Source organism: Colwellia sp. MB02u-14, assembly GCF_014076915.1.
Lineage (GTDB): Bacteria > Pseudomonadota > Gammaproteobacteria > Enterobacterales > Alteromonadaceae > Colwellia_A.
On the sequence record NZ_JACGUX010000093.1, the window covers coordinates 1 to 254 of the forward strand.

1 protein-coding gene is annotated in these 254 nt (G+C 50.0%); it reads left to right on the forward strand.

Annotated features, from left to right (window positions below; translation table 11 throughout):
* The coding region (locus H4J52_RS19620) for a PAS domain S-box protein (protein WP_182225416.1) at nt 1–254 on the forward strand (254 nt) is incomplete at both ends.

Sequence of the window (254 nt, forward strand, 5' to 3'; positions counted from 1 at the left end):
GGGTTTATCACCGATGATTACAAGGCCTCGGTTAAAGGGATATTGGATAAAGCCCTGCAAGGTGAAGAGTCGGCTAACTATGAATTTCCGTTGTTTACCAAAACGGGCGACCGGGTGGATGTGCTGTTGAACTCCACTTCACGCCGGGATGCGGCAGGTCGTATTGTGGGGGTTGTGGGGGTTGGACAAGATATCACCGAGCTCAATAAGATCCGTAAGGAGCAAGAAAGTGTCGCCCATGATTTAACCCAGTT